This window comes from Halocynthiibacter styelae (genome assembly GCF_016123485.1).
Lineage (GTDB): Bacteria > Pseudomonadota > Alphaproteobacteria > Rhodobacterales > Rhodobacteraceae > Halocynthiibacter > Halocynthiibacter styelae.
The window spans coordinates 21,017-38,972 of record NZ_JADCKQ010000015.1; the positions used below are offsets into that span (position 1 = coordinate 21,017).

21 protein-coding genes are annotated in these 17,956 nt (G+C 56.6%); 15 read left to right on the top strand and 6 right to left on the bottom strand.

Going from position 1 to position 17,956, the window contains the following annotated elements:
• The first annotated feature begins 1 nt into the window (after nt 1).
• From H1D41_RS15970 to H1D41_RS15980, 3 genes are all read left to right on the top strand, one after another.
• The gene (locus H1D41_RS15970) at nt 2-427 is read left to right on the top strand and encodes a hypothetical protein (protein ID WP_228849856.1); all 426 of its coding nucleotides are present in this window, start codon (nt 2-4) and stop codon (nt 425-427) included.
• 75 nt (nt 428-502) lie between these two features.
• Entirely contained in the window at nt 503-1,888 is a 1,386-nt protein-coding gene (locus tag H1D41_RS15975) for a leucyl aminopeptidase family protein (RefSeq protein WP_228849857.1), read from the top strand.
• Nucleotides 1,885-2,712: a C40 family peptidase gene (locus tag H1D41_RS15980; RefSeq protein ID WP_228849858.1), complete on the top strand. Its 828-nt coding sequence runs from the start codon at nt 1,885-1,887 to the stop codon at nt 2,710-2,712. The genes H1D41_RS15975 and H1D41_RS15980 overlap by 4 nt, the downstream gene beginning before the upstream one ends.
• An 8-nt stretch (nt 2,713-2,720) precedes the next feature.
• On the opposite strand, the gene H1D41_RS15985 is transcribed toward H1D41_RS15980, so the two are convergent.
• The 3 genes from H1D41_RS15985 to H1D41_RS15995 form a co-directional block, all read right to left on the bottom strand.
• Complete coding sequence (locus tag H1D41_RS15985) at nt 2,721-3,068, bottom strand: DUF2794 domain-containing protein (protein WP_228849859.1); 348 nt, start codon at nt 3,066-3,068, stop codon at nt 2,721-2,723.
• Between the two features lie 204 nt (nt 3,069-3,272).
• The gene (locus H1D41_RS15990) at nt 3,273-3,890 is read right to left on the bottom strand and encodes a TetR/AcrR family transcriptional regulator (protein WP_228849860.1); all 618 of its coding nucleotides are present in this window, start codon (nt 3,888-3,890) and stop codon (nt 3,273-3,275) included.
• A gap of 128 nt (nt 3,891-4,018) precedes the next feature.
• On the bottom strand, nt 4,019-4,165 hold the full coding sequence (locus H1D41_RS15995; protein WP_157947031.1) for a hypothetical protein: 147 nt from the start codon (nt 4,163-4,165) through the stop codon (nt 4,019-4,021).
• Between the two features lie 158 nt (nt 4,166-4,323).
• Between H1D41_RS15995 and mbfA the strand changes: the two genes are divergently transcribed.
• The 7 genes from mbfA (at nt 4,324) to H1D41_RS16030 (ending at nt 10,488) form a co-directional block, all read left to right on the top strand.
• Nucleotides 4,324-5,283: an iron exporter MbfA gene (gene mbfA / locus H1D41_RS16000; protein ID WP_228849861.1), complete on the top strand. Its 960-nt coding sequence runs from the start codon at nt 4,324-4,326 to the stop codon at nt 5,281-5,283.
• A gap of 54 nt (nt 5,284-5,337) precedes the next feature.
• Entirely contained in the window at nt 5,338-6,264 is a 927-nt protein-coding gene (locus H1D41_RS16005) for an AEC family transporter (RefSeq protein ID WP_228849862.1), read from the top strand.
• A 4-nt stretch (nt 6,265-6,268) separates the two neighbouring features.
• Nucleotides 6,269-6,988 carry a nitroreductase family protein gene (locus tag H1D41_RS16010; protein WP_228849863.1) on the top strand — a complete coding sequence of 240 codons (720 nt, stop codon included), beginning with the start codon at nt 6,269-6,271 and terminating at the stop codon, nt 6,986-6,988.
• Nucleotides 6,989-7,073: 85 nt separating this feature from the next.
• Entirely contained in the window at nt 7,074-7,904 is an 831-nt protein-coding gene (gene fghA, locus H1D41_RS16015) for an S-formylglutathione hydrolase (protein ID WP_228849864.1), read from the top strand.
• A gap of 22 nt (nt 7,905-7,926) precedes the next feature.
• Nucleotides 7,927-9,384, top strand: a complete 1,458-nt coding sequence (gene sthA / locus H1D41_RS16020) for a Si-specific NAD(P)(+) transhydrogenase (protein ID WP_228849865.1) — start codon at nt 7,927-7,929, stop codon at nt 9,382-9,384.
• Complete coding sequence (locus tag H1D41_RS16025) at nt 9,381-9,833, top strand: YaiI/YqxD family protein (protein ID WP_228849866.1); 453 nt, start codon at nt 9,381-9,383, stop codon at nt 9,831-9,833. The genes sthA and H1D41_RS16025 overlap by 4 nt, the downstream gene beginning before the upstream one ends.
• A gap of 73 nt (nt 9,834-9,906) precedes the next feature.
• Entirely contained in the window at nt 9,907-10,488 is a 582-nt protein-coding gene (locus H1D41_RS16030; RefSeq protein WP_228849867.1) for a DUF4274 domain-containing protein, read from the top strand.
• A gap of 50 nt (nt 10,489-10,538) precedes the next feature.
• On the opposite strand, the gene H1D41_RS16035 is transcribed toward H1D41_RS16030, so the two are convergent.
• Complete coding sequence (locus tag H1D41_RS16035; RefSeq protein WP_394355418.1) at nt 10,539-11,588, bottom strand: permease; 1,050 nt, start codon at nt 11,586-11,588, stop codon at nt 10,539-10,541.
• 53 nt (nt 11,589-11,641) lie between these two features.
• A complete protein-coding gene (locus H1D41_RS16040; RefSeq protein ID WP_228849868.1) occupies nt 11,642-11,953 on the bottom strand; it encodes an ArsR/SmtB family transcription factor in 312 nt (103 codons plus the stop codon).
• Between the two features lie 114 nt (nt 11,954-12,067).
• Between H1D41_RS16040 and H1D41_RS16045 the strand changes: the two genes are divergently transcribed.
• The 4 genes from H1D41_RS16045 to H1D41_RS16060 are packed head-to-tail and all read left to right on the top strand — an operon-like array spanning nt 12,068 to nt 15,491.
• Complete coding sequence (locus H1D41_RS16045) at nt 12,068-13,042, top strand: DMT family transporter (protein WP_228849869.1); 975 nt, start codon at nt 12,068-12,070, stop codon at nt 13,040-13,042.
• Nucleotides 13,043-13,101: 59 nt separating this feature from the next.
• Nucleotides 13,102-13,749 (top strand): HAD-IA family hydrolase, encoded by a 648-nt coding sequence (locus H1D41_RS16050; protein ID WP_228849870.1) that lies wholly within the window; start codon nt 13,102-13,104, stop codon nt 13,747-13,749.
• Complete coding sequence (locus tag H1D41_RS16055; RefSeq protein WP_228849871.1) at nt 13,746-14,534, top strand: phytanoyl-CoA dioxygenase family protein; 789 nt, start codon at nt 13,746-13,748, stop codon at nt 14,532-14,534. Before H1D41_RS16050 ends, H1D41_RS16055 begins: the two co-directional genes overlap by 4 nt.
• Before the next feature lie 24 nt (nt 14,535-14,558).
• Complete coding sequence (locus tag H1D41_RS16060; RefSeq protein WP_228849872.1) at nt 14,559-15,491, top strand: alpha/beta fold hydrolase; 933 nt, start codon at nt 14,559-14,561, stop codon at nt 15,489-15,491.
• 7 nt (nt 15,492-15,498) lie between these two features.
• Here H1D41_RS16060 and H1D41_RS16065 read toward each other — a convergent pair whose 3' ends face one another.
• Complete coding sequence (locus tag H1D41_RS16065; protein ID WP_228849873.1) at nt 15,499-16,740, bottom strand: MFS transporter; 1,242 nt, start codon at nt 16,738-16,740, stop codon at nt 15,499-15,501.
• Nucleotides 16,741-16,858: 118 nt separating this feature from the next.
• Between H1D41_RS16065 and zapE the strand changes: the two genes are divergently transcribed.
• Nucleotides 16,859-17,929 (top strand): cell division protein ZapE, encoded by a 1,071-nt coding sequence (gene zapE / locus H1D41_RS16070; protein WP_228849874.1) that lies wholly within the window; start codon nt 16,859-16,861, stop codon nt 17,927-17,929.
• Nucleotides 17,930-17,956 lie beyond the last annotated feature (27 nt).

Below are 17,956 nucleotides of genomic sequence, written 5' to 3' on the forward strand. Positions count from 1 at the left end.
AATGCCAGAACGGGAAGATGCGTGGGGGCATGCGAATTGGGTGAATATGATGGTGGTGACATATCTGCGTCAGAATGAGATGCCGGGATTTGACCCGGACCGTCTGACAGAACTTTATGTGAAACTTGGCGAGGCCGGGGCGGAAGATGTGATTTGCCGCGTGATGGAAGATCTGGCGACACGGCTTGCCGATATTCATGACGTGCAGGGGATTGCAGATGATCAACTGCTGCAGCAAGCCGTACGCAATATCGCGGAACTTGCCGGGAAAATCGGCCTCACCAGCCTGTCCCGCGTGGCGCTTGATGTGGAATATTGTCTGAATTTCAAAGATTACCCCGCCCGGGCAGCCACCATAACCCGGATGCTGCGCATTGGTGAAAAGTCCCTGACAACGATCTGGGATCACCGTGATCTGTCGATCTGAACCACCCTTCATTTCCCCCTTGCAGCGCCTGCGGGCGGGGGGCAATCTGGCGCCAGTCAGCCAGAAAGGTCACAAATGTCCCTGCAATTTGCCACCGATACCAATGCACTGCCGCTATACATCATTGAAAAAGACGCGCTTGGGGATTTCCTGAACAGCCTGCCCGTCATGCAGAGGGTCTGGGTTGAGACCTCGGGTTTTACCGGGGCTGCCGGTTCGGTTGTTGTGCTGCCAGGGGAAGGTGGCGCACCTGCCGGTGCGATTGTCGGATACGGTTCCGTCGCTACCCGGGCGCGTGGGCGTTTCCATGTAGCCGCTGTGGTGACGAAATTGCCCGAGGCTTCCTGGAAGATCGCGACAGATCTGCCACAGGACGACCTGGAAGAAGCCGCGTTGGGCTGGTTGCTGGCCACTTATCGCTATGATCGCTACGCCAGCCAATCTGCGCCCAAAGCCCGGCTTGTGACCCCGGATCGCATTGATGGCGCGCGCATTGAGGCGATTGCCGCAGGCGAGGCCCTGACACGTGACCTGATCAATACGCCCGCTTCCGATATGGGCCCGCAGGAACTGGAAGAGGCCACGCAAAACCTGGCGAATCAACATGGCGCGACCCTGGCTGTGACACGCGGCGACGATCTGCACGCGGCCAATCTGCCGATGATCCACACAGTCGGGCGTGCATCAGATCGTGCGCCGCGTCTGCTGGATATGTCCTGGGGCGACAGCGGCCCACAGCTGGTGCTGGTGGGCAAGGGCGTTTGCTTTGACACCGGTGGTCTGAACCTGAAACCCGGTGGCTCCATGGGGCTGATGAAGAAAGATATGGGCGGTTCCGCCGCAACCCTGGGCCTTGCGCATATGATCATGGCGCTGCGCCTGAAGCTGCGCCTGCGCGTGTTGATCCCGGCTGTGGAAAATTCCGTGTCTGCCAATGCCTTCCGCCCGCAGGATATCCTGACGTCGCGCAAAGGTCTGACGGTGGAAATCAACAATACCGATGCCGAAGGGCGGCTTGTCCTGGCCGATGCGCTGACGCTGGCCGACGAAGAAAACCCGGATCTGATCATTTCCATGGCGACCCTGACAGGTGCGGCCCGTGTGGCTGTTGGCCCGGATCTTGTACCGTTTTACACGGATAGTAACGCGACCGCCGCCAGCCTTGCACAATCCGCAGATCGGGTGCGCGACCCGCTCTGGCGTATGCCTTTCCATGACCCGTATGAGGCAATGATCGAACCCGGCATCGCTGACCTTGATAACGCGCCCAAAGGCGGTTTCGCGGGTTCTATCACCGCCGCGCTTTTCCTGCGCCGTTTTGTCAGCGATGATCAGCCCTATATTCACTTTGACATGTATGGCTGGCAGCCTTCTGCCGCGCCTGCGCGTCCGAAAGGCGGGGTGGGTCAGGCAACGCGCGCGGTGCTGGATGCGCTGCCGGATCTGCTGGGGCTGGAATGATGGATCGCCGTATTACGCCTGCAAACACACGTGTCGCTGCCGAAGAACTGCGCGGGCAGGTTGATGCTGAGAATTACAACACGGGCACGCCCATGCGCGTGATCGCGCCGGTCGCAGATATTCTTGCGACCCCTGGCGGCAAACGTGACCGGCAGATCCTGATGGGGCAGGCGGTGCGTGTGTTTGAGCTGCACGACGGTTACGCCTATCTGCAAAGCCTGCGAGATGGCTATTGCGGGTATGTGGCTAAGGCCGCGCTGGGCGCAGATTTTGAGACCACCCATTGGGTGACAGCCCCTGCCAGTCACCTCTATGCAGAGGCCGATTTCAAATCCCCGGATCACGCTTTGCTGTGTTTGGGGGCAGAGCTGCGCATCGTGGAAACCACCGACAAATACGGAAAAACCCATGACGGTTTCTGGGTGCCGCTGCAGCATATCGCCCCGCTGGATTTCCGTTTTGACGACCCGGCCATGGTTGCGGAAAGCTTGCTTGGCACGGATTACCTCTGGGGTGGAAACAGCCGTTCGGGCCTTGACTGTTCCGCACTTGTGCAGGCGGCGTTTCAGGCTTGCGGCGTGACCATTCCCGGTGACAGCGATTTGCAGGAAAAAGGGCTGGCCCCGGGGAAACCCATGGGCAACACGCCTGAACGCAATGATCTTATGTTCTGGAAAGGCCATGTGGCGCTGGTTCTGGATGAACAAACACTGATCCACGCCAATGCAGGTGCAATGGCTGTTGTACGTGAAGGGATAGCCGAGGCCATCGCCCGGATTGAAACCCAGGGCGATGGGCCGGTGACATCACGGATCAGGCTGTAAATCTGGCGTCAGTCCACAGCGCGGATTAGTTTGCGTTCCAGCACGCGCAGCACCTGTTTCAGGTCACGGCCCCGGCGCAGCACCTTGCCATCCATACCAACCACAGAATATTGCCCCTGTTGCAGGCGCAGTTTCGGGCGCTTTTCGATCCGGTACATCGGAACTTCTGCCGTGCGGCGGTACACAGAGAACACAGCAAGATTTTTCAGCGCTGAAATTCCGTAATCACGCCACTCACCTGCTGCCACCATGCGTCCGTATAGTGAAAGAATGATTGCAAGTTCGGTGCGGTGGAAGCTCACCTGGTCCTGAATGCCCATGCTGTTGGCCAGGGGGGTCGAAAGATGCTTTGTCATAGGGATAGCTTGCCCCCGGATTGCATCAAAGGCAAGGTAAACGCCTGAAAGGCGACACAATTATACCTCTTAATTTTCATTCAGCTGCCCGGATTGCCTGCAATACAGGCATCATAGCTTAGATGCTACTTCCGGTGTCGCGCCAATCTTGCCCCCACCTGTGCGTGACACCGGATAACTTTCAGACAAAATCAGGCCGCCCAATCAGGCACCATAGCGGGCAAGGAATGTATCGACAGCACCGTTCACCACGCGCTGAATCTCTTCTTCTGACGGATTGCTTTCCATGTGCAGGCAACATCTGATCCACAGATCGGTTTTGCACAACCCGCCCAGCTGGTCTGCTGCCAGTTCCACATCGTCAATCACCAGCTCACCGCGGGCCACCAGGGCTTCAAACAGTTCAACAATCCGGGTCATCGCCATTTCCGGCCCCATGGCGTAGAATTTTTGCGCCAGTTCCGGAAAGCGCCGGGCTTCACCATGGATCAGATTGTGCATGGAAATCGCCAGCGGTGACACCATAAAACGCACGAAAATATCTGCGGCGCGGGTCAGGGCTTCGCGGGCAGGGGCGTCCAGAATGTTGTTGCAAAACGCAGAATCTGCCTGGGACAGGCATTGCAAGCGGATGATTTCCAAAAACAATTCCCGCTTGTCCGGGAAATAACTGTATAGCGTCGCCTTTGACACGCCGGCCTCACGCGCGATGTCATCCACGCTTGCCCCGTCAAACCCGTCCCGCATAAACACCGTCTGCGCGCCTGTCAGCACGTCGTCATATTTGCGGCCCTTGCGGTTGGTGTCTGTGGTGGCGTCCATGCGGTGTCCTCTTTTTCAGATCAGGCGAGTATAAACTGAACAGTTCACTTACAACAAGCTGCCTTAAAATACAAAAAGGGCGGCAGGTTACCCTGCCGCCAGTTTACCCTCAGGGATGAAAGAGGGAATTACTTTCCTGCGTCAGCGTCCGCAGGGGAGGTTTCGGTCGGCCAGGTCAGGGTCGGGAACCAGGTGTCGCCTGTCGGAGATGCAGCGGCAGGAACGGCCAGGGTCGCAACCAGGGCAAGGGCGAGGGCAGTACGGATAAAAGACATGTTCATCTCCTTTCTATGAACTAAACTGTTTCGTACAATTGATCTAAACCGTTTAGTTCAGAATACAAGAGGTAGATGCATTTTTTTCTTTCAATTTGTCAGAAAAGGCATAAATTAGAATCATTCTAAAGAGAGGTGCTCAGATGTTTTCCGGCCGCATGAATCGCAGACGTTTTTCAGATCTGACGGAACAGGAAATTCTCGCGCTTGCGATTTCTTCCGAAGAAGATGATGCGCGGATCTACCGGCTTTACGCCCAGCGTCTGCGCCCGGATTTTCCGGAAAGTGCTGCGATGTTTGATGAAATGGCCGCAGAGGAGGATGACCATCACCGCGCCCTGATCACCATGCACCAGAAACGCTTTGGTGACGTGATCCCCCTGATCCGGCGCGAACATGTGTCAGGTTTCTATGCGCGTCGTCCGGTCTGGCTGGTGGAAAACCTGTCGCTTGAAACCATGCGGGGTGAGGCTGCAAAGATGGAACATGACGCCGCGGCCTTCTATACGAAAGCCGCGCAATACAGTTCTGATGCGCAGACCCGGCAATTGCTGAATGAACTGGCCGCGGCAGAGGCCGGGCATGAAAACCGCGCCGAAGGCTTGCATGAAAACCTTACCGGTGAGGCGGGCGAAGAAGAAAACCGCGCTGCCCATCGTCAGTTTGTTCTCACCTGGGTGCAGCCGGGTCTTGCGGGGCTGATGGATGGGTCCGTGTCCACCTTGGCCCCGATCTTTGCCGTCGCTTTTGCCACGGGCGACACCTGGACAACCTTCCTTGTGGGCCTTGCGGCCTCTGTCGGGGCAGGGATTTCCATGGGGTTTACCGAGGCCGCATCCGATGACGGCGAACTGTCCGGGCGCGGGTCGCCGGTGAAACGCGGATTTGCCTCGGGCATTATGACAACGGTTGGCGGGCTGGGCCACGCGCTGCCTTATCTGATCACCGACTTCTGGACCGCCACGACCATCGCAATCCTTGTGGTGTTCATTGAACTCTGGGCGATCGCCTGGATCCAGAACCGTTTCATGGATACGCCGTTTCTGCGGGCGACATTTCAGGTGGTTCTGGGCGGTGCCCTTGTCTTCGCGGCGGGGGTGTTGATCGGCGGCGGCTGAACACCGTAGCTTCAGGGGATAGGCAAAGCCCGCCTGACATGTTAGCGCTGCTATATGATCGAAATTTTCCTGAAGACCCTGCCGTTTTTCGCCATCATTGGCCTGGGCTATGGTGCGTGTCGCAGTGGTTTCTTTCCGGAAGCAGCCGCAGCCTGGCTGACGAAATTTGTCTTCTATTTTGCACTGTCCGCAATGCTGTTTGGCTTTGCCGCCAGTCTGCCCGTTGCCGAAATATTTGATGTGCAATTTGCGCTGGCCTATCTCGCTGGGTGTTTCTTCGTTTACATCATCGCAACCATCGCGGCCTTAATCCGCAAACGCGGCATCGAAGAAGCCGCCGTTGAAGCCCAGGTTGCCACCATCGGCAATACGGGCTTTCTGGGGGTGCCGATGTTGGTCAAGCTGTTTGGCGCCACAGCAGCTGGCCCTGTCTTGATGGTTTTGACCCTGGACCTTGTGGTGTTTTCCAGCCTGATCGTGATCCTGATCACCGGTGCACGCGATGGCCGTATGAGCCCGGCAATTGTTGGAACACTCGCGCTGGGCTTGCTGAAAAACCCCATGATAGTCTCTATTGTGGCTGGGTTATCGGTGTCGGCCATGGGCTGGACCTTGCCCGGTCCGGTTGCTGAATTCACGGATATTCTGGGAGGGGCCGCCACGCCAGGCGCGCTCTTTGCAATCGGTGCATCGCTGGCCGGGAAATCGGCGGAACGTGTTTCTGTCGCCGCTTGGTTGTCCTTCCTGAAGCTCGTCATACACCCTTTGGCGGTCTATATTGCCGCCTTCCACATCTTCGACGTCGATCCTTTTGCGGCCATGGTTATGGTTACCGCTGCGGCCCTTCCGGTGGCCGGGAACGTCTATATTCTTGCGCAACACTACGGGGTTGCGCCGCAACGGGTCTCTGCCGCGATCCTCATTTCAACTGTCATCAGCGTGCTGACCGTCACGCTGACCATCGCCATGCTACAGGGGTAAACACATGTTTTTTCTTGATGATATCAAATATGAAGCCCTGGCTTTGCCAGACCGTGCCGATATGGATGATACGCAGATGCAGGAAGCTGCGCAGGCGTTTGCGCAGTTCATGACAGAACGCCATACCGTGCGCGATTATTCGGACCGTCCGGTGAATGAAGCCGTGATTGCCGAATGTATCCGCGCCGCAGGCACAGCCCCCTCTGGCGCAAATCACCAGCCCTGGCATTTTGTCGCGATTTCCGATCTGGATATGAAAGCCCGCATTCGCGAGGCTGCGGAAGAGGAAGAGAAAGCCTTCTACGCCGGTGGCGCAGGGGATGAATGGCTGAAGGCGCTGGAACCTGTCGGCACCAATGAACACAAGCCGCACCTGACCAAAGCCCCCTGGCTGATTGTGATCTTCGCGCAGCGCTGGGGCGAAACCAAAGATGGGCATCGCTATAAAAATTACTATGTGCCGGAAAGCACCGGGATTGCTTCGGGCTTTCTGCTGGCCGCATTGCATCACGCGGGCCTCGTCAGTCTGACCCACACGCCAAATCCGATGAAGTTCCTGAATGAAATGTGCGGGCGGCCTGCATCGGAAAAAGCCCTGATGATTGTGGCTGTCGGTCACCCGTCTGAAGACGCCACCGTGCCCGCCGTTGCCAAACTGAAGAAACCGCTTGATGAAATCATGTCGGTGAACCCGGGCCCGGCCAAAGGCGAAAACAGCGACTAACACGGCGCAAACCGGGTTTGCCGGAACCACCATGCCTGCTATGCAGTTTATAAATCAAAGAAAAGACATCAGGGAAAAACGCATCATGAAAACCGTTTCAGAAAATACCTGCTTCGGCGGCACACAGGGCGTTTACAGCCACGATTCCACCGCAACTGGCACCGAGATGACCTTTGGTCTGTTCCTGCCGGAAGAGACCAAAGACGGCCCGGTGCCGATCCTCTGGTATCTGTCCGGCCTGACCTGCACCCATGAAAACGCCATGACCAAAGCCGGCGCCCAGGCCTGGGCGGCGGAACAGGGCATTGCGATCTGTTTCCCGGACACATCCCCACGCGGCGAAGGTGTGGCCAATGATGACGCCTATGATCTGGGCCAGGGCGCGGGCTTTTATGTGAACGCAACCCAAGACCCGTGGACCCCGCATTTCAACATGTGGGATTATGTGGCTGAGGAACTGCCTGCGCTTCTGGGCGAAAACTTCAACATCGACATGGACCGCCAGGGCATCACCGGCCATTCTATGGGCGGGCATGGTGCGCTGACATTGGCGATGAACCTGCCGGGGCGCTATCGTTCGGTTTCGGCGTTTTCCCCAATCGCAAACCCAAGCCAAAGTGACTGGGGCCGCAAACAGCTGTCAGCCTATCTGGGCGATGATGAAACCAGCTGGGCGAAACATGACGCAAGCCTTCTGATGGCGGACAAGGGCTTTGACGGCCCGGTCCTGATCGATCAGGGCGCAGATGATCAGTTCCTGGACCTTCTGAAACCCGAAGCCCTGGCGCAAGCCATGGCGGCGAAACGTCAGGATGGAATTTTCCGCATGCAAAAGGGCTATGATCACAGCTATTTCTTTGTGGCCAGTTTCATGGAAGATCATGTGAATTTCCACGCAGAGGCCCTTTGGGCGTAAGAATAAGGTAAGGGGCACTGTTATGAACCATTATGATCTGATTGTTATTGGCAGCGGCCCCGCAGGGCGTTCCGCTGCGATCCAGGCTGGGAAACTGGGCCGTCGTGTTGTCGTGCTGGAACGCGCGCCACGTCTGGGCGGTGTGTCTGCCCATACGGGTACGATCCCATCCAAAACCCTGCGCGAAACCGTGCTGAACCTGTCGGGCTGGCGTGAACGCAGCTTTTATGGCCGCAGCTACCGGGCACGCGATGACATTGGCGCGTCTGACCTGAAAGCGCGCCTGCATATGACCATCGACCACGAGGTTGACGTGCTGGAACATCAGTTCAACCGCAACCACGTTGATACGATCCAGGGCGAGGCGCATTTTGTCTCAAAGAACGAAGTTGAGGTGAAACAACCCTCTGGTGAGGTTCTGACCCTTACAGGCGACAAATTCCTCATTGCGACCGGCACCCGCCCCTATCGCCCGGAATACATCCCTTTCAACGGCAAAACCATTCTGGATGGCGATGAATTCCTCGATATGGATGACCTGCCGCGCAGTCTGGTTGTTGTCGGTGCGGGCGTGATCGGCGTGGAATATGCCACCATGTTCTCGGCTCTTGATATCCGCGTCACCCTGATCGAACCACGTGACAGTTTCCTTGATTTCATCGACCGTCAGCTGATTGATGAATTCACCCATCAGATCCGCGAAAACGGTGTTGATCTGCGTCTGGGCGCAGCGGTGGAAAGCGTGGAAGATCGTGGCAGCCATATTGAGGTTGCCCTTGATAACGGTCGTCACGTGCGCACGGAAATGCTGCTGTTCGCTGCGGGCCGTATGGGCGCAACGGATGCGCTGAACCTGCAAGCCGCGGGCCTTGAAACCGACCACCGCGGGCGTCTGAAAGTTGCACGTAAAACCTATCAGACCGATGTACCGCATATCTATGCCGCCGGTGATGTGATCGGGCACCCAAGCCTTGCGTCAACCTCGCTGCAACAAGGCCGTGTTGCCGCCTGTCACGCGCTGGACACGCCATCGCTCAGTGAATCCCCCTGGTTCCCCTATGGCATCTATTCCGTGCCGGAAATGTCCACCTGTGGCATGTCCGAAGAGGAAGCTCAGGAACGTGAGATCCCCTATGAAGTCGGCGTTGCGCGTTTCCGTGAAACATCGCGCGGGCACATCATGGGGCTGGAACATGGCATGCTGAAAATGCTGGTCAGCCTGAAAACCCGCCGCCTTCTGGGCGTGCAGATTGTGGGTGAAGGCGCGACAGAACTGATCCATATTGCCCAGGCGGTGCTGAACCTGAAGGGCACGGTGGATTACTTCGTTCAGAACACCTTCAACTATCCAACCCTGGCCGAGGCTTATAAAATTGCCGGTCTTGATGCTTTCAACCGCATGCCGATCCCGGAAGAGTTCAGGAAGAAGCCTAAGGCCAAAGCCGCAAAATCCGACGACAAGGGTGCGAAAGACAAATGACAGCGATCTACATTGACGCCGACGCCTGCCCGGTAAAAGCCGAGGCAGAGCGCGTGGCAACCCGCCACAAGGTGAAGATGTATGTTGTCTGTAACGGTGGTCTGCGCCCTTCGCAAAATCCGCTGGTGGAGACCGTGATTGTGCCCGATGGCCCGGATGTGGCCGACATGTGGATCGCGGATCGTGCGGTTAAGGGCGATGTGGTTGTCACCGGCGACATTCCTCTGGCGGCGAAATGTGTGGCCTCTGGCGCGCGTGTTGTGCGTCACAATGGCGAAATGTTTACTGAGGCCAATATCGGCCAGCAGCTTGCCACCCGTGATCTGATGGCTGACCTGCGCGAAGCTAATCCGTTTCGTCAGGGCGGTGGCCGGCCGTTTTCAAAGGCCGACCGTTCCCGGTTTCTCGATGTGATGGAACGCGAAACCCGGGCGGCGCAGAAAGACTGACCATTCGCGGTTTCAATCGTGTAAGTATATTAAGTAGTGAGATGGTTGAATTATAATTTCAGCAGGAAAACCCATGAATATTGATGCAGATATTGAAAATAAATCACTTATTTTTTCAGACGGAGAAGTTTGCGAAAAACTGAAACTGGCAGGAAATCCGGACTTGTATCATCAGGTTGCCTGCGCGGTGAACTGTGATTGCGATTCCTACCCACTTTTGCAATGGATTATAGAACAACCAGATTGCGATAAGGCAACGGCCTTGACTGTGTTAGGCATTACCGCCGCTTACGAACATATTTTTCGCATGTCATATGAAACTGAAAGCGGCGCAGTCAGTGAAATAGCCAGGACGATTTGTGAAAACTCTGAGCAGGGCTTTTACAAAAGATCTGAGATTGGCCTGCAGGATGTAGAAACTGCATGGCAGCCTGCGCAGTTAAAGGGGCAGGTCGAGGAAGGTTGTCATAAGCTTGATGGATCTGCCGGAGGGCCGTATCTGCCTGTACCTAAACAGCTTCTCGACCATGTATATCCGGACGTGCCAGCAATCTACACAGAATATTTTAGTGATGAGGTTGGCCTTTGGGACATAAAAACAAATGTTCCGGAACCCATGTGGCCGATGTTTGGTGTTCCTGCGGTTGATAGATAACATCGCCGCGAATGTCTGGGGAATGCCCCGACATTCGCGTGTAATTTATCCTAGCCAAATGCGCTCCAGGCCTGAAACAGAACACCCGCCATAAAGGCCCCGGACAGGGACAGGGCAATATATAATCCAAAGACTTTTGGCTTCACCAGGGCCCAGACGGCAATCGCCGCAGGCAGGGAGGTCACGCCTCCGGCAACAAGAAATGCAAGCCCCGCACCAGGTGCCATGCCCTGTTCGATCAGCCCGCCAATCAGCGGCAGCGCAGCGTAGCCGTTCAGATAAGCCGGCACCCCCACGAAGGTCGCCACTGCAATCGGCCCGACACCTGTGCCGCCAAGCGCCTGTGTTACCATTTCAGCCGGGATCCAGGCCAGCATCAGGCTTTCCAGCAGGAAGGCGAGGATCAGCCATTTTGCAAGGAACAGCGTTGTTTTTATGGCTTCTTTCGTGAATTTGCCTCGACGATCTGCGTCTTTCCAGAAGGCCCAGACAACCGGTTTTGTGCCCTGCGCCGCAGATGCGCCACAGCCTCCGCCGACACCTTCTTTCAACGGGTCACGCAGGGCTGATGTGCCGGACAGAAGATGCACGCTCCAGCCGCCAAACAGGCCCAGGCCCACCGCCGCGATGGTCTTGGCAATGGCAAATTCAAACCCCAGAACACCGGATGTCAGAAAGAACATCGACGGGTCCATCACGGGGGATGCCAGCCAGAAGGCCATAACCGCGGACAGGGGCACGCGCATCGCCAGAAGGGCTGCGATCAGCGGGATGACGCCACAGGAACAGAAAGGCGAAAAACCACCCGCAACCGCACCCAGAAAGATCATCAACGCCGGCGTCCCGGTGAACGCTCTTGCGATCAGCCCATCCGCATCACTTGCCCCGGCCCAGGCTGCGATGCCGATGGACAGAAGCAGGTAAGGTGCTGTGTGTAAAAGAGAAACCCAGACCTTATCAAGGCTGGCGCTAGCCTGTGCCCGGTCAAAGATCACGAGCAAAGTGAATATGACCAGGGAAGCAAGCCAGACGCGATGATCACGCCAAAGCGTCACAAGGAATGGGGTTTTCGGGGCCGGGGTGCAGCAGGTATTTGACATTTCCATATATCCGGTTTTATAGTTTCTTTTTGCCAAAAAAAGGGGAAAACCCCTTATCTGACGGTTTCCAGTGTTCTGACGCCGACGCAGCATTCTTCGGCCAGGAAGCCCAACAACGCATGCATCTTGTCGTAATCCACCATGCTAAAGACCTCACGCCCTTGTTTTTCCTGAAGAACAAGGCCTGAATCCACCAGTGTCGACATATGGTGGGCCAGGGTTGAGGGAGCTATTTTGATGTGCGCGGCAATCTCCCCCACACGCAAACCTTCTTTCCCGGCCTTCACCAGAAGGCGAAAGATCGAAAGGCGGGCGTCGTGGCCAAGTGCGGCAAGCGCACGTGCATTGGGGCTGCTTGTACTCATGCGACTCAATATAACTAAAAAACCGGTTATGTCAATATATGGGGGCGAAGGCCGAAAACGACCCCATGTCGCACCCGGCACAGACGGGCGCGCAAAATCTGTTTGTATGCGAATATGACCCAGGCAGAGCTTTCTCAGATTTCATCCCGCAGCACTCTTTATGGTGCGCTTTCCGTACTGATTGCGGTATTGTGTTTTTCCGTTAACGACACAACGATCAAATTCCTGTCCGGCGGCTACGCCTTGCATCAAATCGTGCTGATCCGCTCGATCATCGGGCTTGGTATTCTGCTTGCGGTGTTGATGCCGCTGGAAGGCAACTGGCGACTATTGAAAACCAACAACCTGGGCCTGCACCTGATCCGCGGCTTCTGCGTGGTTTTCGCGAATATGACGTTTTTCATAGCGCTCGCAGTATTGCCACTTGCTGATGCGATTGCCGTTTTCTTTGTCAGCCCACTTCTGATCACAGCATTCTCAGTGGTTTTCCTTGGTGAAAAGGCAGGGATCCACCGGTGGGGCGCTGTGGCCGTCGGCCTGGTCGGTGTGGTGATCATGCTGCGCCCGGGTACCGAAAGCTTCAACCTGACGATGACCCTGCCGTTGTTTTCTGCCACGGCTTATGCTGCGCTTCATGTGTTGACACGCAAAATCGGCCTTGCTGAATCTGCTGTGACCATGACGTTCTATATGCAGCTGACCTTCATCGTGACCTGTATCGTCATTGGGCTTATGCTGGGTCATGGGCGCTGGGATGGGCAGGGCCCGGAAATCTTCCACTTCCTTCTACGCCCCTGGGGTATTCCGCCGATGGCAGACTGGTGGCTGTTTGTGCTGATCGGCATGGCCAGTGGCTTTGGCGGCTATTTCATTTCCCAGGGGTATCGCCTGGCTGAGGCTTCCGTTGTGGCACCGTTGGAATATGTCGCCATGCCAATTTCCGTGATGGCAGGGCTGTTCATCTTTGGTGAATGGCCTGATCCCGTGGCCTGGATCGGGATCACCCTGATTATCGGGGCAGGGCTGTATGTCTTCTGGCGTGAAACCATACATAACGTGCGCTTGCGCCGCCGGACAATTCAACGCTGAAATCGGGGCTTTACGCGGGGCATATGCTCTGTATCAATAACGCCTGAAAGCGGGGAAATATGGCGGTAGAAGCAGTCATCTTTGACATCGGTAATGTGCTGATAGAATGGCAGCCGGAACGGTTCTATGATTCCGAGATTGGCGAAGCCCGGCGGCGTGAAATGTTCGCGCAGATTGACCTGCATGACATGAACAATGACGTTGATCTGGGCGGCCCCTTTCGCGAAACCATTTACGGCACAGCCGATAAATACCCGAAGTGGCGGAATGAGATCCGCATGTGGCATGACCGCTGGTTTGAACTTGCGACACCTGCAATTGATCATTCCGTACATCTTTTGCGGGCTTTGCGGGCAAAGGGCGTGACGGTGTTTGCCCTGACGAACTTAGGAGATGAGATTTTCGCACGCGCCCAGAAACATTATACGTTTTTGCAGGATTTCGATCAGTTCTATGTTTCCGGTGAAATGAAGCTCGTAAAACCGGACGATGCGATTTATGCGGCGGTTGAGGCCGCTTGTGGGCACGCGCCGGACACGCTTTTGTTTGCGGATGATCGTCAGGAAAACCTGGATGCCGCTAGCGCGCGTGGCTGGCAGACACATCATTTTCAGCACCCGCAGGGCTGGGCAGATCGCCTGGTGTCTGAAGGCCTGCTGACCCGGGAAGAGGCCACCTGGCCAGAAGCAGAGAAAGACAAGACATGATCACACAACAGCAGATCGAAGAATTCCAGCGCGACGGCGTCGCCTTCATTCCCGGCGCATTCAAAGACTGGGTCGAAGTCATGCGCGAAGGTGTGGCCCGCAACCTGGCGGAGCCCGGTGAATATGCGTCTGAAAACAACGTGAAACAGGGGCGGTTCTTTGATGATTACTGCAACTGGCAGCGCATCCCGGAATTTGAACGCATCATGCGCGACAGCCCTGCAGCGGAAATTGCGGCCAAGGCCATGAAATCACAGACCGCCCAGTTCTTTCATGATCACGTGTTGGTCAAAGATGGCGGCACCCCGACGCCCACGCCATGGCATCAGGATGGACCGTATTATTTCGTGGAAGGCGAACAGACCATCAGCTTCTGGATCCCGCTTGATCCGGTGGATACCGCGTCTTTGCGTCTGATTGCGGGCTCTCACAAATGGGACAAACCCGTGCGTCCGGTCAGCTGGGCTGACAACAGTGATTTCTATGAAGGCGATGATACCGATTGGATCGAAGTGCCGGACCCGGACAGCACCGATTATGGCAAGCATGATGTGCGCGAATGGAAGATGGAACCGGGCGACGCGGTGATCTTTGATTATCGCACCGTGCATGGCGCGCGTGGCAATCCTGGCGGCATCGGCCGGCGCGCGCTGTCCCTGCGTTGGGTTGGTGATGATGCGCGTTATGTGGAACGCCCCGGTCGCACGTCGCCGCCATTCCCGGGCCATGATATGAAACAGGGCCAGAAGCTGCGTGAGGACTGGTTCCCGGTCGTTCCGTTTTAATCTCCCGCTTAGAAAGGCGCGCCTATGCTCTGGTTTTCGATATTGATGCTGCCCGTCCTGGGCCTCACCGCGTTCCCTTTTATCCGTGAAGCCTTGCGCCCGGATGTGGCACAGGTGCGTGTCAGTACTTCCCGCCCGGGGCAATTGGCTGATCTGCCTTCCGGTAAAACCTGGTACAATTGGTCCGGGCCGGAGGATGGCCGGGTGGCGGTCTGTGTCCACGGGCTGTCCACCCCGTCTTTCGTCTGGGGCGCAGCGGTAGCGGCCCTGACAGATCAGGGCTTTCGCGTGCTGACTTATGATCTCTACGGGCGTGGCCTCTCTGACCGTGCGCCCGGCGGTCAGAGCGGCGATTTCCATCTGCGTCAGCTGAACGAACTGCTGGCGGATCAGAAGGTTGCCGATGGCTTCACCCTGCTTGGCTATTCCATGGGCGGCGCGATTGTCACCTGTTTCGCCGCCCGCGCGCCGCAGCGCCTGAAACAGGCGGTGATCATCGCGCCTGCCGGGCTTGGTCATGATCTGGGCGGCACCAGTGCCTATGTCACAAAGAACCCCGGATTTATCGCAAACTGGCTGATGCAGACACGTGGCGCGGCGGAATTGCGCGAAGGGATAAAATCCGAAGCCGCTGGTTTCACCTCTGCGGTGCCAGGCATCTGGGACATGCAGGCGGAAGAACTGATGATCAAAGGCTATATTCCCGCGATCACATCAAGCCTGCAATATTTCCTGCGCGGTGATCTGCGCGCCGAACATGAAACCATCCGCGATGCCAATCTGCCTTTGCTCGCGATCTGGGGCGAAGGTGACACGGTGATCCCGATTGACTGCCGCGACAAGCTGGCCGCGATCAACCCGGATGCCACGCAGGTCACAATCCCCGCGGCCCCGCACGGTCTGACCTATACGCACCCGGATGATCTGCGGGCCGCGCTGGAAAACCTGAACGGTTGATCTGAATTCAGGCAGGTTTTGTTTCCAGAGGTTTCTCTCGCACGGGCAGATGCACAATCGCTGAAAACGCACCAATCGCTACACCAAGCCACCAGACCTGGGAATAGCTGCCGTAAGTGTCATACATACGCCCGCCCAGCCAGACGCCCAGGAAACTGCCCAGCTGATGGCTGAAGAACACGATCCCATAAAGCGTGCCCATGTAACGCAGCCCGTAGATATGCGCGACAAGGCCGGAGGTCAGCGGCACAGTCGCCAGCCAGAGGGAACCCATCGCAAGTGAAAACAGAATGACGCTGGTCGGTGTGATCGGCATCATGATGAACAGCGCGGCCACGATTGTGCGACCGGTGTAGATGCCCGCGAGCAGGTATTTCTTGCTCCAGCGTTTGCCAGCCCAGCCCGCCAGCAATGTACCCGCGATATTGGCCGCCCCGATCAGGGAAATCGCAACAGCGCCCAGGGCAGAGGTCGTGCCCACGCCAACAGAGGCCAGCAACCCGTCGGGGGCAATCGGCCCACAAAGTTCGCGCACGAAAGCCGGGAAATGTGCGGTGATAAAGGCCAGCTGATAGCCACAGGAAAAGAAACCGAGGAAGATCAGCGTATAGCTTGGGTCTTTGAACGCTTTAATCAGGATTTCACCCATGCTTTCTTCCAGCTCTGCTTTGTTGGCCACCACGGGCGAGCGCATCAGAGGCAGGCAGACCAGCACGGCGATCATCACGCCTGCAAAGACCAGGAACACAGATTGCCAGGTCATGAAGCCCAGCAGATATTGCGCGGTTGGCGCGCCGATGACCTGGCCCGCGGACCCGGCAGCGGTGACAATCGCCAGTGACATAGACCGGTTTTCGTCGGAACTTGCGCGGCCAACCACGGCCAGGATCACGCCAAACCCCGTGCCCGCGATGCCAAAGCCCACAAGGATCTCATAGATCTGATGTTCCGTTGGCGTCACAGCGAAGGATGACAACACAAGCCCGGCCGCATAGATAATAGCACCCATCAGGATCGCTTTGCGGTCCCCGATTTTCTCGGCAATTGCGCCAAAGATTGGCTGACCAATGCCCCAGGCAAGGTTCTGAATGGCGATGGCCAGGGAAAATTCCGCCCGCGCCCAGCCAAATTCATCGGCAATCGGGATTTGAAAAACTCCAAAAGACGCCCGCACAGCAAAGCTCAGAAGGATAAAAATACAGCCACCAATCAGGACCGGCGTCATTATTGAATTGCGTGAGTCAGTCATGGCGGTCTCTCCTGTGGCGTTTGCGGACCCTGCCTTTCGGCGCACCTGGGGTCAAATTCATTCTCGTGATGACGTTACATCATCTTTTCTAATGCGCCTGCGCGGTCTATGTGGGGGTATGGAAACGCTTAGTGATATTTACCGTGCCAAAGTTGGCGCAGGCGAGCTGACATCAGACGCCGCACAACTGTCGATTCTGCCTGCGCTTGAACTTATTTCCCAGGCGCTGATGGCACCGGAACCCAAACGCGGATTTTTCCGTAAAGCCGTGCCGGTTGATGTGCCGAAAGGCTTATACCTCTGGGGCGGCGTCGGACGTGGGAAATCCATGCTGATGGATATGTTTGTCGATCACCTCGATATCCCCGGAAAGCGCCGCGTGCATTTCCACGCCTTCATGCAAGAAGTCCACGCCGCCCTGCACGAAGCCCGCAAAACCGGTGTGGATGACGCGATTGCACCTGTTGCCACAGATATTGCCAAGGGCCTGAAAGTGCTGGCTTTTGACGAAATGCAGATCACCGATATTACCGACGCAATGATTGTCGGCCGGCTGTTTGATAAACTGCATGAGGCGGGCGTGGCGATTGTCACAACCTCGAACCGCGTGCCGGATGATCTGTATAAAAACGGGTTGAACCGGAACCTTTTTCTACCGTTTATTGAGCTGATCAAAACCCGTCTGGAAGTGGTCGAGATCATCTCTGAAAACGATTACCGCCAGAACCGCCTGAAGGGCGAACAAGTCTGGTTTTCCCCTGTCACTGCGGACACACGGGCGACGATGGATGCGATCTGGCATGATCTGACGGGCGGGAAATCAGAACCGCTGATCCTGACCGTGAAAGGGCGCGAGGTCGAGATTCCCGGGTTTCACAATGGTGTGGCGCGGGCGTCTTTCTTTGATCTTTGCGGCAAATTCCTTGGGGCTGGCGATTACCTGGAACTGGCACAGAACGCGCGTGTTCTTCTGCTGGATAATGTCCCGCGTCTGGGGCGCACGAACTTCAACGAAGCCAAGCGCTTCGTGACGCTTGTAGATTCGCTTTATGAAGCAAAGGTCCGCCTGATCGCCTCTGCCGCGGCGGAACCTGAGATGCTGTATGTAGAGGGTGAAGGCAGTTTCGAATTTGAACGCACCGCATCCCGCCTGCGCGAAATGCAGGACGAAAGCTGGGGCGCAGAATGAAAACGCGGGCACAGGGCCCGCGTTTTT